Raw genomic sequence first — 14,981 nt, forward strand, 5'->3', positions numbered from 1 at the left:
GTTCTCTGCACCTCTTAACTTGTGTGTTTTTAAGTTTTAAGTATAATATTTTTCCAAGACTTGGCTGCTCTGCTCTTTGCCGCCAATAGCCATGATCCGTGGTCCCTTGGGTTTACAGCGAACCACCTCGCGATGGGTACCCCTTCGGTTGGGTAGTGGATTTGGTAAATACATCCTCTTCACACAACGGATGTTCATCACCAAGTTACTCTCCATACGTGTCATACAGCAATAAAGCCACAGCTATAAACTACTGCGGCTTTATTGCTTATCGCTTAGTAAAACTAAAATGCATAGTCTAACATCGTAAAATTAATGTAACTGCTTCATCTCCCGCTTCAACTTTAAATGTAAAAGTTGCATTAAGGAATAAATCGCTGACTTCTTGTGAACCTGTTGATTCGGGCCTGCAGTCTAGGGTGGAGCTTCAGTATCTACTGGTTCGGAGTAGACTCCACCTTCAATGCCAGGTTCTGATACACTTTGTCGTCCAACTGGGCCCGAACCATGATTTGTTTGCCTGGTACAGCGTTTGACTCAGCGATCAGATTGCTGCCGGACAGGGTTATGCCGCTAAGGCTCAGGTCCACAGTCTCTCGGAGCGTGACGTCTTTGGTAAGAACGTAGCTCAGGGTCTGTGCAGGCATCGGGTTGTTGTACTGATCATACACTGTGGCCTTAACGCTAAGAGTCTCGCCCGGCGCAATGGTCATCACAGGATTATCAAAGAAGATACGATGCGGCTTAGGTGCGTCACCGGAAATCTTGATGTGTTTGGTCTCTTGGATCTTGCCCCTGTTGCGCTTTGCTTCATTGACCGCGGTATCGCTGGCGACCGTAAGTTTGCCGCCGTAGTAGCCGCTTTGGTCGTTGGAATCGGCCAGATAGGCGGTTAGGAAGATATCCTGGTTCTTGGCGGCATCGGCCGCGACGGTCAGCAATCCGGTATCCGCATTCAGGGTAAGGCCAGTCATCCTGGTCGCACTGTAATTCGCGGGATAGGTCACTTTGGCCGCGCCAACCAGATCCACGCTTCCGCCGGTCAACGGCTTTGAGCCGCCGATATCGTCGGAGAAGCGCCACTTGATAGACAGGTTCGGTTTGCCGGAGATATCGTAAGGGGTTCCGAACTGATCCAGCACAGTCGCGGACAGGTTTACGGTTGAGTCCTGCTTAAAGTAGTCCCACGATGTGTTGTAGCGACCTTCCACAGGGTTGCCTTCCGCATCCTGCAGGCCGTTAATCACAATAGAGGTGGGAACCGGATCCTTCTTTTTGTAGATACGGAAGTAGTCAAACATGGCTTCCTTAGGCCAGTAGCCGTGATCGTGTCCGTATCCGTCGCCCTCACCGTTACGTCCCAGATAGATACTGAGAATCGTCTGCATGCGGTAGTCGGCGGTGCGGCTGGAAACATAAACCAGATGACCGTCAATGTACATCTTAGTGCCGGTTTCGTCCCACTCAAAGCCGTATACGTGGAACTCCTGGTACGCATCGCGGCCACTGGTGTAACCGTCTTCGGTATGTTTAGTGTAATCATACCGTCCGTAAGGGCTTATCGCCGGGTTAGGCGTGGTGCTTACGTCAGAACCAGCCCACCAACGCCCGCTTGCAGGATTGGATGGTGATAAACGTGAGCCATTCTTGTGGATGACCGGCAGCCAGCGGTTGTATTCCCCGTTAGGGCTGTTTTTGTCCGCCGTGATCTCCAGAATGTCATACTCCACGCCCTGGTCAGTGGTATAGAAAACGTAGTTTCCCCAATTGCCAGGCCCGAAGTCGTACATATTAGATGCCGTACCTGCCCCATGCCGAGTGCCAGTCGGCTCTGGACCTGACAAGGCCTGCGTCGGGTGCGAGTCGTCCTGTGCGCCGATCATCCACCAAGCGAAGTGCGCACCGTCACCAGTGCTAGGCAAACGCAGGCGGGTCTCAAAGTAACCGTATTTAGTAGTCACGAGGCCGTCAAAATCAGGTAGGTCCGGATCTAAGGCATCGCCGCGTCCGTCCTCCAGCAAGTGTTGGTGATGGCGGTCGCGAGAAGTGAGTGCAACGATGGGCTGGTCACCGCCGTCGTTGGTGCCGTTGAAGCCTTCGGAGAAGTCTGGCCGCTGTTCCTTAGCACCCAGTGCCAGATAACGGTTACCAATCTCGTCTTGAACGAACTCATATTGTGTTTCACTGTTGTCCTTGTTGATGGCCCAGCTCTGAAGATACTGCGGGACCCAGGCTGTGGCATCCAGCTCGGGCCCGTTAAAATCGTCGTTGAAGTACAGCTTCCAGTCGTTGGCGTTCTTACCTAGGGGGCCCTCCTCCGCATTGCGAGTCGGCCAATCCTTAATGCCCGCATTCTTGATGATTCGCACGTTACGCGTTACAGACACGGGTATCCCATCCACAGCTGCAGAAGCAGTAACAGCAATCGTCATCGAAGCTTCGGTATTCGGACGGACATACAGCATACCGTCATCTCCAATGCTGATGCCAGAGATGTCGGTCTGTCCCTTCACACCAGCGGATACGCCTTCGTAGGAATAGGTGACTGCTGGGTCGTTCACCTGGGTGCCGGAGGCGTCAACTACCTTGACAGGGAATTTACGCCGCTGAAACAGCGAGTCAGGCACGATGATCGCGTACTTGTCATTGTCCAGATCAGGCGTGGTCATGTAGATCTGCGGCTCCGATGTTCCCTCGGTGAGCCGTACGCCATGGACGCCCATGTTTCCACTGGTATTGTTCAGCGAGAATTTGACGGTCAAAGGCTGTTCACCCGCGTCGCCCACATAAGCGAACGAAAACTTGGCAGCGTATCGCCCGCTGGTCTTGCTGATGGTGTCCATTTTGACCAAACTTTCGGTTTTGGTGTATACGTAGTTACCGCCGCCCTGCTTAGGCATGGTAGCGTTGATCGTGAGCGTCCGGGCATTTGTCGCCTGGAACGTGAGATACACATCCAGTGTCCGCTCGATACCCTCCGCAGACGGAGCGGTAAACTCAGCAGTCGTCGCCCCTGTACGTATTACGCTATAGCTGCTGCTATCCTCCGCCGGGCTTGTACCGTCAACATAGGTCAGGCGGATATTTTTACGCTCCTCATTCTGTCCATGAACGCGAGTATTGCTTACCGTGCCGGCGAATTTCGCTGACAGCAAACCGGCGCCCTTCTTGCGGTTTTCTTTGGCACCCGTGCCATTGTTAGTAAAGCGCATCCAATCAAGGACGTTCGGGGCGCTCAGGTTGTCGTCAATCTGCGGTACGCCCGGAATGGCAGTGTTATTGGAAACGTCGGAGAATGGGGTTAGCCCGGCCACCGGGTTCCTTGGTTCTCCCGCGGAATGCTTTGAGAACAGGTAGTCATTGTACTTCTTCGTTCCAGTTTGGGTATCCTTATTGTCCTTGATTCCCGGCTCAGCTGTGCCTTTCGCACGGTATTCCACTCCAATTTCCACATCCTTATCAGGCATCACGAAGGTCGTCGTGCTAGCATTGGGATCAGCAAACGTGACGCCTGAGGTATTGTTGATAGTTGTCCAGTTTTTAAAGTCTTGGCCTTCAGGTGGCGCTTCAGTCTTAAGCATAATCGTGCTGCCCGCATGTACACTGATGCTCTCGCCTTTGTTGGACCCTCCGACCTCCTTCGCGGTGCCGCCAGTCACCGTTACAGTTCTCTTCGCCATGTCCTTATATGTAGCGGTGAGGGTCACGGGATGGTTAGGCATGGTGAACAGGGTCATGGCGCTGCTCGGATTGTCAATCAGCGAAGCATCCTCACCTATCCACGCATCAAACACCTTGCCGACTGGCGCATCTCCAGCGGTCAGCTTAATGGTTTTGCCTGACAGGAACTCGCTAGTGTCACCTGGCTTGCTGAACGGTTTGTCATATACCGCCGTACCACCGGACACGTCAACAGGGTTCGTAGTTCCGTCAAGGATACTCGCAGCAACAGGGCGAATACCGCTCCAGTCCGTATTGTCGCCAGCAGCCAAAGTAAATGTAACCACCAGCGGATATTCATTTTCATCACCCGTGTAGGTGAAAACATATTTAAGCCCCGTAAGACTATTTTTACTGGCAGTGGTGTCTTCTACTCTTCTATCAAAAGCAGGGACCGAAGCTACAGAAACGCCATTCATCGTTGCGGTAGCGGTTACATTTTGTCCGCCATTCACGGCTAGATAAATCTCCAGTGTACGGGGCGAACCGTTCGAAGATGGCGCAATGAATGTGGCGGTTGCGTTGGTCCCGGTAAAGGCAGCATGCGCCCTGCGCATATTGACGTTCTCGGTTGAGTTTACCTCCACGCCATCAGACAATATGATCCCATCCGTGTATTTGGGGCCGAACAGCCCTAAATCGGCATAGTTTCCGCCATTTTTTGCGGAGCCGTCAGCTCCGCTGATCTCCAAGCGGTCACCTTCTACTTCTCTCTTGACGTGCTTCACTTGGCCTGCAGCGCCGGTCAAATTTTCTCCGGAATTGGCGCCGTCCCTACTGACATAATGAACCCAGTCAAGAACGTTCGGCCTGGTGAAGTCCGCCAAGCCAGGTGACTCGTCCAATAGCACGTGGAACTCGGGTTTATTAGCCACGTTATGACCGGTTCCTATCGCTTTTTTTAGTTCCTCTGCCGTTGCATTGGTGTAAACATCCCTGCCGACATACAGAGCCTTGCCGGAATCCGGCGCTGCCTGCGCGCGTGGTGGTGCGAAAGGAAAACTGGTGACCGCCAACAGAATACCGAGGGTAAGGGATAAACCTTTACGTGCGAGTTTCAATTTCACATGTACTCCTCCTTAATAACTTGATGTTATCCTGTTATTCCTGTTGTTCGATTTGAACCACATATCAACCGGCCGTTCCACCCGGGCGAAATACACAGAGCCCCAAAGGCAGTCCTACCAAAACGGACTAAGAGAAATACATTAGAAACATGATCCACTGAACCAGAGCTCCTGTTCTAACAGCGGAATTCTCATCAGCGGAACATTCATCGTTCAACTCACCACTTCATGTTGGAATACACTTTGGGCAAACTCTTTCAGATCAATAATCTTACCTTCAATACGGGATTGCTCCGCTGCAAATGCCATAAGGTGACTTTGGACGGAATGATGAGCTGAAGTAAGGCCCTGAGTCTTTCCATCCGCTCGAACCAGCCTTATGAAGTCTTTAATTAATCCAAAATCTCCGCCACCGTGGCCAACGTGGCCTCCCATATCCTCAAAAGAGATTCTCTCTACCTTACCGCTGCCGAAATGAAGAATCTCAATTTCATTTTTCTCCATAGCACCACGAATTTCGCCTGTCGTGCCCATAAGCTTGATTGTGCGGCTTACTTCTTTAGTAAATGCACTCATCGTAAATGCTATCGTTACGGAATTAGCGAATTCCAGATTTACTACCTGGTGATCAACGACATCATTATCACAATGATAGACACATCTTCCATATGGACCCTCTTGCAGAGCCTTCAAACGAGCTTCGTAACTTGGATCATCACTAATTGCCGAAGTAGGCCAATCTGTATTTTCTGTTAGATATATATTGGGAGCATAATAGAGACATTGATCTGCAACCGGACATCCATCAGTGCAGCGTAGAGGTGCTCCCTCCGGCGCCTCGCTTGATTTGAAATGAGATAGTGAACCGAAGGAGGAAACGCGTTCACATTCCGAATCGGCTAACCAAGAGAGAATATCCAGGTCATGACAGGACTTGGCGAGGATCATTGGACTGGATTCATCCTTCCTCCGCCAGTTCCCTCTTACAAAGCTGTGGGCTTGATGCCAGTAACCCACATTCTCATTATGTTGAATGGACATTAATTGCCCGATGGCCCCGCGATCCAGCAGTTCTTTAATTGTAGTAAAGAAATTGGTGTATCTTAGTACGTGGCAGATCGAAAAGACGCGATTGGCTTCTTTAGCCATTTGTCCCATGAGTACGCATTCTTTGGCATCAGGGGACATGGGTTTCTCTAGTAGCACATGATAACCCGCTTCCAGCGCCTTCATGGTCGGTTCGTAATGCTGATTATCCTGCGTGCAGATGAATACGGCGTCCGCTACCTTAGGTGAGGCAAAAAAATCATCCCAACTAGCGAAACACGCCTCTTCCCCTAGCTCATGTCTTTCTTTGAATTTATTCCGTCGTTCCAGGTTCGGCTCCGCAACCGCTACAACTTGAAGTTCATTGGGATGCTGAATCGCATACTCTGAATAATTAATGCCCCGCAGACCCGCTCCAATTAATGCAACCGTAACTTTCTTCATCTCACTCTGCCCTCCGTACATGCTTGTTTTTGATGGAAGAATCTTCGTTCTACTCTTTTACACTTCCAACTGTCATCCCTTTAACAAAATACTTTTGCAAGAACGGGTATACGACCATAATAGGCAATGCCCCCATAAAGATCTGCGCCATACGAATCGTTTTCTCACTCAGGTTCTCCATAACCTTGAGCTGCTCCACGGACATCGATGACATCTGAGCATTCAGAGACATAATTAATGTAGAAAGATAGGTCTGGAGCGGATATTTATCCGGTGAGTTCAAATACAGAATCCCGTCAAACCAGGCGTTCCAGTGACCAACAATGGTAAACAAGCCAATCGTTGCGATGGAAGGAAGGGATATCGGCAAGTAGATTTGCCAGAGTACTCTCCAATGTCCTGCACCATCGATGGTTGCCGCTTCGTCCAGTTCTTTCGGAATGCTTCTGAAGAAATTAAGCATTAATACCATATTCCATACATTTAATGCACCAGGTAAAATCAGCGCCCAAATCGAATCCAGCAAACCTGTGTCCTTTACGATGATATAAGTAGGGATTAGACCTCCACCGAAAAACATCGTAACTGCAAAGATCCATACATATACCGTTCTGAATCTAAACTGATCGTTCGATTTGGAAAGCGGGAATGCTGTAATAAAAATTAACAGCATATTGACTGCTGAGCCCAGCACTACCCGTTCGACCGATACAACCAAGGAACGGAAGAACTCAACCTTCTCCCCCAAATATACATAAGCATCCCAAGTAAAATCGACGGGCCACAGCTTAACTTCTCCAGCCATCGCAGCCGTATTGGAGCTAAGCGAAATGGATAGCAAATGAACAAACGGGATGATGCCAAGCAAAGTAATGGAAGTTAGGAATAGCACATTAAATACGATAAATAGCTTTCTGCTGAGTGATTGTTTGTGTAACACATCTCCGCCTCCTAGAAAATGCGGTAATTGTTGAATTTATAAGCAGCGTAATAGGTTACCGATACCATGAATAATGAAATGACAGATTTAAATAGCCCTACTGCCGCGGCCGGACCAAATTGTTGGCTAAACATGCCTAACCGATAGACAAAAGTATCGATAATGTCCGCGCCTTCATACACAGTCGGGTTATACATCATAAGGATCTGCTCAAATCCAGCGTTAAGTATCCCGCCCAGACCTAATACGGCTAGCAAAATAATGATCGGTGATATACCCGGAAGCGTGATATGAAGCATTTGCTTCCATTTTCCTGCCCCATCAACTTCCGCTGCTTCGTACAGCGTTGCGTTAATTCCAGTAATCGCAGCAAGCATGATGATCATGTTATAACCCATACCTTTCCAAACATCCGACCCGATAATAATGCCTCTGAACCAGCTATTATCAAGCATGAACATGATCGGTTCGAACCCCATCGAGGCGATCAAGCCGTTGATCGGTCCGCTTAGAGAGAATAATTCGATGATAACACCCCCAAGTACGGTCCAGGAAAGGAAGAACGGAAGGAAAATAGCCGATTGAATAAAGCCCGCAAACCACTTCTTGGTAAGCTCGTTTAGCAATAAGGCCAGGATGAGGGGAACTAGTAGTGACAACACCATTTTGGAAATGGCGATGATAAGCGTATTCCATAGAACTTGTTTGAAATCCGGCAAGTGAAACACATAATTAAAGTTATCCCATCCGACAAAATCGGATTTAAAAAATCCCGATAACGGTTCAAATTGTTGAAATGCCATTACGAGTCCAACCATGGGGCCGTACGCATAAATCAAGGTTACGATCACGCCCGGTATTAACATGATGTGAAGCGGCATTTCCTTTTTCAGCGATTTCATGGGTGACCCTCCTCGTGAGCTTACTCATTTAAAAATGGGAGGTGCGTCGACTGCAATCGACTCACCTCGCCCACTTAACTGTTCCTATGAATTATTTCTCAGCTTCAGTGTTGTACCATTCATTTACCTCATCGATAATTTGTTTTCCGCCGAGCGCATTCCAGCTATCCACGAACTTATCAAATTCATCTAATGAAGCACCCATGATAATCTTGGTGAAAGACTCCTGCATCAACTTGTCTAACTGGCCGCCTTTTTCAACGATGGTTGGTGTCGGAAGACCATAGTATTCGTTATACACAAACTGGTCGGTTTCTTTGATTTTCTTCGTTAATCCCCAGCCGCCGTCTTTTGCAGCACGGCTGTAGTAAAGACCCCAGTTAATGCCTTTGGTAGCGTTGGATGTGTCATTCGCCAGATAGTCCTGTGTAGCTTTAAACGTGTCTGCAACGGTCTTGTAGTTGGCATCATTTATATCGATTTCAGTTTGGTTAGCATCAAGCGCTTTGTTTACTTCCATGTAAATGGTATCAATATCAACCGGGTTAGCGATCCTTGGGTTAAACCAGTTGTATACATAACCTTCCTCAGCTCGGTTTTTGTCCTTAAATTCCTTTTTACCGACTTCGATGTAGAAATTAAGCATCTTGACGGCAGCTTCCGGATTCTTCGCTTTTTTGTTTACAACGAAGATTTTGTTGCTGCGGATTTTTGGAACGAGCGATTTTGCCGGTCCATCCACCCCCGGAAGCTGAATGGCGATCCAGTCGGCTTTCGGATCCTTATCAACGCTAGAGTTAAGCGGCCAGTTCGGATACCACCATTCTCCGTAAGAAATGCCCACCTTACCTGAAATCAGGTCCTCAACCGCTTTATTCTCATCTTTAAGGGCGAACTCCTTATCGATGATTCCGTCTTTATACCATTGCTGCAGCTTCCCAAGCCCTGTCTTCACTTCTGGCTGGATTAATCCCGGGATGAGCTTGCCGTCACTGCCTTTGATCCAGGCAGATTGATTATCGCCGACAGATGGGTACGCTCCGAAGCCATTGAAGAAACCTCTCACATCAAATCCCCAGAAGAATAAATTCTTTTGCAGGGCTAGGCCGTAAGTGTCATTCTTACCGTTCTGATCGGGGTCATTATTTGTAAACGCCAGTGCAACTTTCTCAAGCTCATCCATGGTCTTCGGTGCTTCTAACCCCAAATTCTTCAGCCAATCCTGGCGAATCCATAGAATTTGCGTGGACAGGAACGGGTCTTCAAATGCAGGTATTCCCAACTGCTTACCATCCTCGCTAAACCTTTTCATGGCGAATCCGCCGTCAGATTCCATGTAACTCTTGAGATCTGGAGATGCATAAATTGCGTATGCTTCCGTCAAATCAGCCAGCATGCCTTGCTTTTTAAGCTTTTCATAGTTTTTCTGATCGACCTCTATCACATCAGGCAAATCTCCGGATGCCATCGCCAGTGAAAATTTTTGTTCATACTGGGCTGAAGGCACCGTCCATTTGTATTTCACCTCAATGTTCATCATCTCTTTGAGATCTCTCAGATAAGCATTCTGATCCGGCGTAATACCGCTCGGTGTTCTTGGATCCTCCGGCGGGTTATATCCAAGTACTTCTGTGACAACAACGGTTTCCGGGTACTTCCCTAGCGGATCTGGCGCTGTTTCTCCTGCAGCCGAATTGTTTTCGGTGTTTCCCTTCGGTGCGGATGGGGCGCCGGCTTCCTTTGCCGGACCTCCACAGGCAGATAATAATGACATAATCATGGTTACTGCCAGCATCATTTTCCACGGTCTGATTTTACGCATCTAAACGCTCTCCCCTTCTATGAGCTGTAATTCAAGGCCAATTCGGTGTACCTGGCTTTAATTCTAGTTCGATAAGAATGCGCTTTAAATTTTGTTTTTTTTACATTACTTTCACTTTATTTACTCATTTAGAATTCCGATATTCTTGAGGAGATTGTCCCATCTTGCGTTTAAAAAAGGTTGTAAAATACGATGGTGATTCGAACCCGACCCGGGCAGCAATTTCGTTTAGTTTCAAGCTTGTTTTCTCCATCAGTTGAATCGCCACATGCAGTTTCGTAGATTGGATATACTCTAGCAAGTTTTGACCGGTAACTTGTTTATAGTACCTTGACAGATAGGACGGATTTAGATGAACCTCTTCGGCAATGGCAGTAAGCGACACGTCTCCGGCCAAATTATCCTCTATGTACTGATGAATTTGTTCAATAAGAATGGTCTTAAAATCTGCCTGTTCAATCCCCCCGGCTTTATGCAGCGTATCTTCAAGTCGGCTCAATTTCTCAAGCTCCAGGATCAGCATATGCTGTCCCAATAAAGTCCGCTTAACGATCATGGAATGTATACCTTCGAATTGAAGATGGATGGATTCCCATTGGTGAAGCAAATCACCCGAAATGCCAAATGATATGTTAACTCCGAGCAACTCCCCGCACTCGTTTTGCACAAGCTCCAGGATCCCTCTCATATAAGCGACTATACCTTGCCAATGGATCTCTTCCGTATCTTCATAAGTTCCCCGAAAGCGATTTAGCAAGCCCATATCAGGTTGAAGCAGCCAGACGAATATTCGATCATCGTAACTCACTTCCTCACAAGAAATAGACACCGGTAGGTGGTTACGAAAAATGCGCTGAACAGACTGGGGAAGCTTGAATTTGTGCTCATCAACCCGGCGGTCTGCAACGCCTACAACAAAGAACGAGGTACGGTCCAGCGCGATACCGAAATCAATACCCCGATAGCGTTCATCTTCCAAGAGTGAAATAATGGACTCTCCACCAATCACCCTCTTCATCAGCTCTTCTTTCAAGAAGGAATTCGCGATATCCAGATGCAGCTGCGCCCTTTCCAGCTGAAGTCTTCGAAGATTCTCTTCTTCCAGCTTGCGGGCTGCCTCTTTAACGGCCTTAAATATCGGCTCAATCCCCTCTGTTTTCAGTATGTAATTGTCCACATTTTTACGGATCGCCTCATACACATAATCAAACTCACTGTATCCCGTTAGGAAAATCACCCGGCACGACGGCCAATAGTAGACGATTTCGTCCACAAGCTGAAGCCCGTTCTTCTGAGGCATGCGAATATCGCTGATCATTATATCCAATTTGGTTTTTCTGGCGATTTCAAGCGCCTCCATGGAGGAATAAGCTTTCCGTATATCCAGTTCCAAATCGGTTTGTTCCTGGAACAGCTGCACCAAACCATTCACAATCACAGGCTCGTCATCAACGATCAGTATTCTGTACATGGTTATCATCCTCGCCCCTGTATTTTATGATGAGTACTGCCTTTAACCCTCCGTATTGACTTCGGGATACGAATAAGCCACTGCCTGACCCATATTTTAATTGGAGTCTGTTATTTACATTGATTAGACCTGTCTTCTCAACATGCTTCAAACCCATGGCAAGGTTTCTCTGCAGCGCCTCTATATCCTCATCTGTTAAAAGAGTGCCATTGTCTTCTACCGTGATTCTAATCGTGTCTTGCCCGCATTCGGCGCCGATATAGACAACCCCACGCTGGGTACCATCCTCAAATGCATGTTCAAATACATTCTCCACGATCGGTTGAATAATCAATCTCGGTACTAATACCGTGTTCATCGAATCCGAAACTTCCTCATATTCATATGAAATCCGGTTGGAGAAGCGTATACACTGAATCTCGCAATAATCCAGCGCATGTTGATATTCTTTAAATAGCGGAACTTCATCTGAGCCGCTTCTCGTAATGTACTGATAATAGTTTCCCAGCTTCTGTGAAAGCTCGGCTGCACTGTCTGCATCCCCCACTTTGCACATCATATAAATATTAAAGAAGCTGTTATACAGAAAATGCGGATTGATCTGCGATTGCAGCTGCTTTAATTCCGAATGCTGAAGCGCTATTTTCTGTTCATAATTTTCTTCAATCGAATGCTTTAGCCTGGAGACCATCCGATTAAAGCTTTGGAATATGTAAGAGAATTCGTCTCTTCTCTTTGGCTCAGCCACCAGATCAAGATTATCTGTCTCTACCGTGCGGAAGGTCCTGACTAGCTTGGACAGAGGTCTGTGAATCATTAAATTAAGCGAATAAGAATAAAGAATCATCACTGCAATGGCGATAAAAAACGAGATATAGAGAAGGGTGTTAAACTGGCTTAAAGGACGTATGATTTCGTTCTGGTTCACGTACATAATCAAAGAAAGATTTAGAGAACTGATGAAGTTATGGGCAATAAAGTAACTTTTGCCGTTTATCTTATTGATCTCGGGAATGTCCGAATAATTCGGGTCCTGTTCTGAGATTAGCTTAAGAACTGCCGAAGAAACGATGCGGTCCTCCGAAGTCGAAAGTACATTTCCCAGATCACTGCTCCCGAGTAAAACCTCTGAGCCCTGATATAAGCTTGAGATCTGATTCAATGCCTCCAATAGCTTATCCCTAGAGATTTCGATGTACGACCACAGTTCCCCGTTCCCCCCGGTTTCAATAAGATAAATTGAATTTCCATCCCTGTAGAAGGAGGGCTTTTCCTTTGTATTAAGCAATGAGGCAATGGCTTCGAATTCCTCATTAGGTGTGGCCGTAATCCCTGTTTTACCTGAGATTGTTTTTTTCAGAGACTTAACGTATACACCAGCATTGACAACATAATCACTGGAGTCGATCATTTGATTCAACAGATAATAAGCGTTATCAATCATTTCTATCTGATCGAATCCCTCAAGACTGCCGCCCCGAAAGCTTAATTTCTGGATATTCTTATCTTCTTGAAATTGCAATTGCTGATTGCGAATGAAATAAATCTCTTTATCCAATTGTTTGGAATAGAAAGATGCCCCTGCCAGAGAAGAATCCAGGATTGCGTTTTTGGTAAAGGACATCCCTTTATAATTCACCCAAATATTTACCGAGATCAGTGGGATCAGCATGACGATAAACACAATAACGACTTTCTGATAGACAAACCATTTTACCTTCCCAGTATCTCGAAGCTTCATGTTTTCCCCCCTAATTGCTAGCTCTTCCTCTCTATTTCAAAACCCAAGGAAAAATAAAAAGCACGTGACCTGCCCGGATTTCCCCTGCAAAATCATCGTGCTTTTTGGCTTGCTCCAGTTAGAGCTGTCTTCCAGGTTAGCCGTTAGAGTTATTATTAATCACAGCATTGATTTGTTCGCGTTTGCGAATATACCACTCCGAGCTATGTGGATAAACGGTTAACGATATCTCTTCCTGGAGATCTTCTTCCAATAGGGCAATGACTCCTTCACGGCCCAGCTTTGTCTCCAACAGCTCAAGGGCGCGCAAGTCCTGGAGCGCTTCGGTTAGCACTTCCAGACGGATCGATTCAATCGGTCCTTCTTCACCTGGATACACCAGGAACGGATCACCTGCCGGAAATCCCCCTCCTGCATCCGTAACCTGGAACGGGTTAATGGGGTATTTGGAAAACTGTGAATACCAAAAGTTATATCCCCAGTGTAAAAAGCCTTTTAAATTCAGTTTATACAGCTGGATACCCAGCGCACGATTACGCGCGGAAGGCATATGGAAGAAGCGGTTAGACACTTTCTTATACTGTGCACAACAATAATAAGTCCATAACCCCTCGACTCCGTGGTCTAGAAACGGCTGGATATCGTTGCTGGCCGGGATCGGATGTTCGATTAACCCGCTTCGATAAAAATCGTAATCCGATAGCGCATCAATCATAGGAAAATCCTTCAGGATAGGCTTAACAAGCTCACTGGCTGCGCGATAAGTGTCTAGATCCCCGAGGCCTGGTTCATCAGACAGATGGAAAAACACTCGCTCCCGAAGTTCATGGTCATCGATAAACCGGATTAACTCATGCAAAAACGAGGTGATGAATGCGGTATATTCCGGGTCCCGTGAATCGGTATTCCATCCAAAAAGCTGCTTGAATTGTCCGTCTACGGTCGCCATAATCTTTGGAGCATGCTTCGCCCCCCATTGCGTAAACAAATGTGAGAACTCCACATATTTCACACCGCAACGATTGCATAAATCTACCCAGCGTTCCAACCGGTCAAATGAAAAATGATAGTTTCCGGTTGACAACTCTACATCCACAAGCTGAACCGTCGGACGCTCCCCTCCAATTTCCGTATCGAGAGGCGGCGTAAACAACGGTGTCAAAATCATATTCATTCCGTGGTTGACAGCTGTTCGTATGTACTGTTCAATCCGTTCCCAGTGCGGCTCACTAAACACATCCACCCCGTAGTGTGTCGACAAGCAATCCACATGAAACCACTCCGTATGGATCAGCGTCTGTTCCGGCAGGGCGGCAGCGATCACTTCCAGCTTAAATGTTTCCAGAGCCAATGATTTCCCTTGACTGTCAGTGATCTTCACCGATATATCAAAAGCACCTGCCTCAGCATCAACGGGAATATCCACGGAAACCCATATGGACCGCCATTGATGCGGATAGCCGGTCAGTCCTCTTTCATTATTCAGTGGAACGAGTGGATCGGGATATAATCCCGGCGTCGTTCGCAGTACGAACTCGTCGGCATCATGATAGTTGATAAACTCTGCAGGGGCCAGTTCCACCGTACGAAGCGAGATATACGCCTGAAGCTCTGACTCCACATGGACCTGAAGCGATCTCATATGAACTTGAGCGCGATAAGCCACCTGAAATGAATAGGTTTCTCCACGCAAACAGGAACCTGAAGCTTGAGGTGGTGCCTCTAATTCATCGTCCGCAAACACTTTTATCAATGAACTGACGATTCTCGTTTCCAATGGATCTGCCAATGGTTTTGTCTGCAATTAAATCTCCTCCATAATACGAA

At 47.3% G+C, this 14,981-nt stretch carries 8 protein-coding genes; all 8 read right to left on the bottom strand.

The features are described from left to right. Positions 1 to 434: 434 nt before the first annotated feature. The 8 genes from AM231_RS14800 to AM231_RS14835 all read right to left on the bottom strand — a co-directional run bounded on the left by AM231_RS14800 (position 435) and on the right by AM231_RS14835 (position 14,958). Complete coding sequence (locus AM231_RS14800) at positions 435 to 4,787, bottom strand: InlB B-repeat-containing protein (protein WP_054403220.1); 4,353 nt, start codon at positions 4,785 to 4,787, stop codon at positions 435 to 437. Positions 4,788 to 5,000: 213 nt separating this feature from the next. Further along, positions 5,001 to 6,278, bottom strand: coding sequence for a Gfo/Idh/MocA family protein (locus AM231_RS14805; protein ID WP_054403221.1), 1,278 nt, complete (start codon positions 6,276 to 6,278; stop codon positions 5,001 to 5,003). A 49-nt stretch (positions 6,279 to 6,327) separates the two neighbouring features. Beyond that, positions 6,328 to 7,218, bottom strand: coding sequence for a carbohydrate ABC transporter permease (locus AM231_RS14810; protein ID WP_054403222.1), 891 nt, complete (start codon positions 7,216 to 7,218; stop codon positions 6,328 to 6,330). 11 nt (positions 7,219 to 7,229) lie between these two features. After that, positions 7,230 to 8,120, bottom strand: a complete 891-nt coding sequence (locus AM231_RS14815; protein ID WP_054403223.1) for an ABC transporter permease — start codon at positions 8,118 to 8,120, stop codon at positions 7,230 to 7,232. Between the two features lie 91 nt (positions 8,121 to 8,211). Continuing rightward, entirely contained in the window at positions 8,212 to 9,942 is a 1,731-nt protein-coding gene (locus AM231_RS14820) for an extracellular solute-binding protein (RefSeq protein ID WP_054403224.1), read from the bottom strand. 124 nt (positions 9,943 to 10,066) lie between these two features. After that, complete coding sequence (locus tag AM231_RS14825) at positions 10,067 to 11,413, bottom strand: response regulator transcription factor (protein ID WP_054403225.1); 1,347 nt, start codon at positions 11,411 to 11,413, stop codon at positions 10,067 to 10,069. Beyond that, a complete protein-coding gene (locus AM231_RS14830) occupies positions 11,391 to 13,154 on the bottom strand; it encodes a sensor histidine kinase (RefSeq protein ID WP_054403226.1) in 1,764 nt (587 codons plus the stop codon). Before AM231_RS14830 ends, AM231_RS14825 begins: the two co-directional genes overlap by 23 nt. A 136-nt stretch (positions 13,155 to 13,290) precedes the next feature. Next, positions 13,291 to 14,958, bottom strand: a complete 1,668-nt coding sequence (locus AM231_RS14835) for a DUF4091 domain-containing protein (RefSeq protein ID WP_242615160.1) — start codon at positions 14,956 to 14,958, stop codon at positions 13,291 to 13,293. Positions 14,959 to 14,981: the final 23 nt, after the last annotated feature.

Origin of the sequence: Paenibacillus solani (genome assembly GCF_001277345.1) — a bacterium.
Classification (GTDB): Bacteria; Bacillota; Bacilli; order Paenibacillales; family Paenibacillaceae; genus Paenibacillus_AQ; species Paenibacillus_AQ solani.

Excerpts from the sequence above, each read along its gene's own strand:
- AM231_RS14805 (WP_054403221.1), bottom strand. The coding sequence starts at position 6,278 with ATGAAGAAAGTTACGGTTGCATTAATTGGAGCGGGTCTGCGGGGCATT.
- AM231_RS14815 (WP_054403223.1), bottom strand. The coding sequence starts at position 8,120 with ATGAAATCGCTGAAAAAGGAAATGCCGCTTCACATCATGTTAATACCG.
- AM231_RS14820 (WP_054403224.1), bottom strand. The coding sequence starts at position 9,942 with ATGCGTAAAATCAGACCGTGGAAAATGATGCTGGCAGTAACCATGATT.
- AM231_RS14825 (WP_054403225.1), bottom strand. The coding sequence starts at position 11,413 with ATGTACAGAATACTGATCGTTGATGACGAGCCTGTGATTGTGAATGGT.
- AM231_RS14830 (WP_054403226.1), bottom strand. The coding sequence starts at position 13,154 with ATGAAGCTTCGAGATACTGGGAAGGTAAAATGGTTTGTCTATCAGAAA.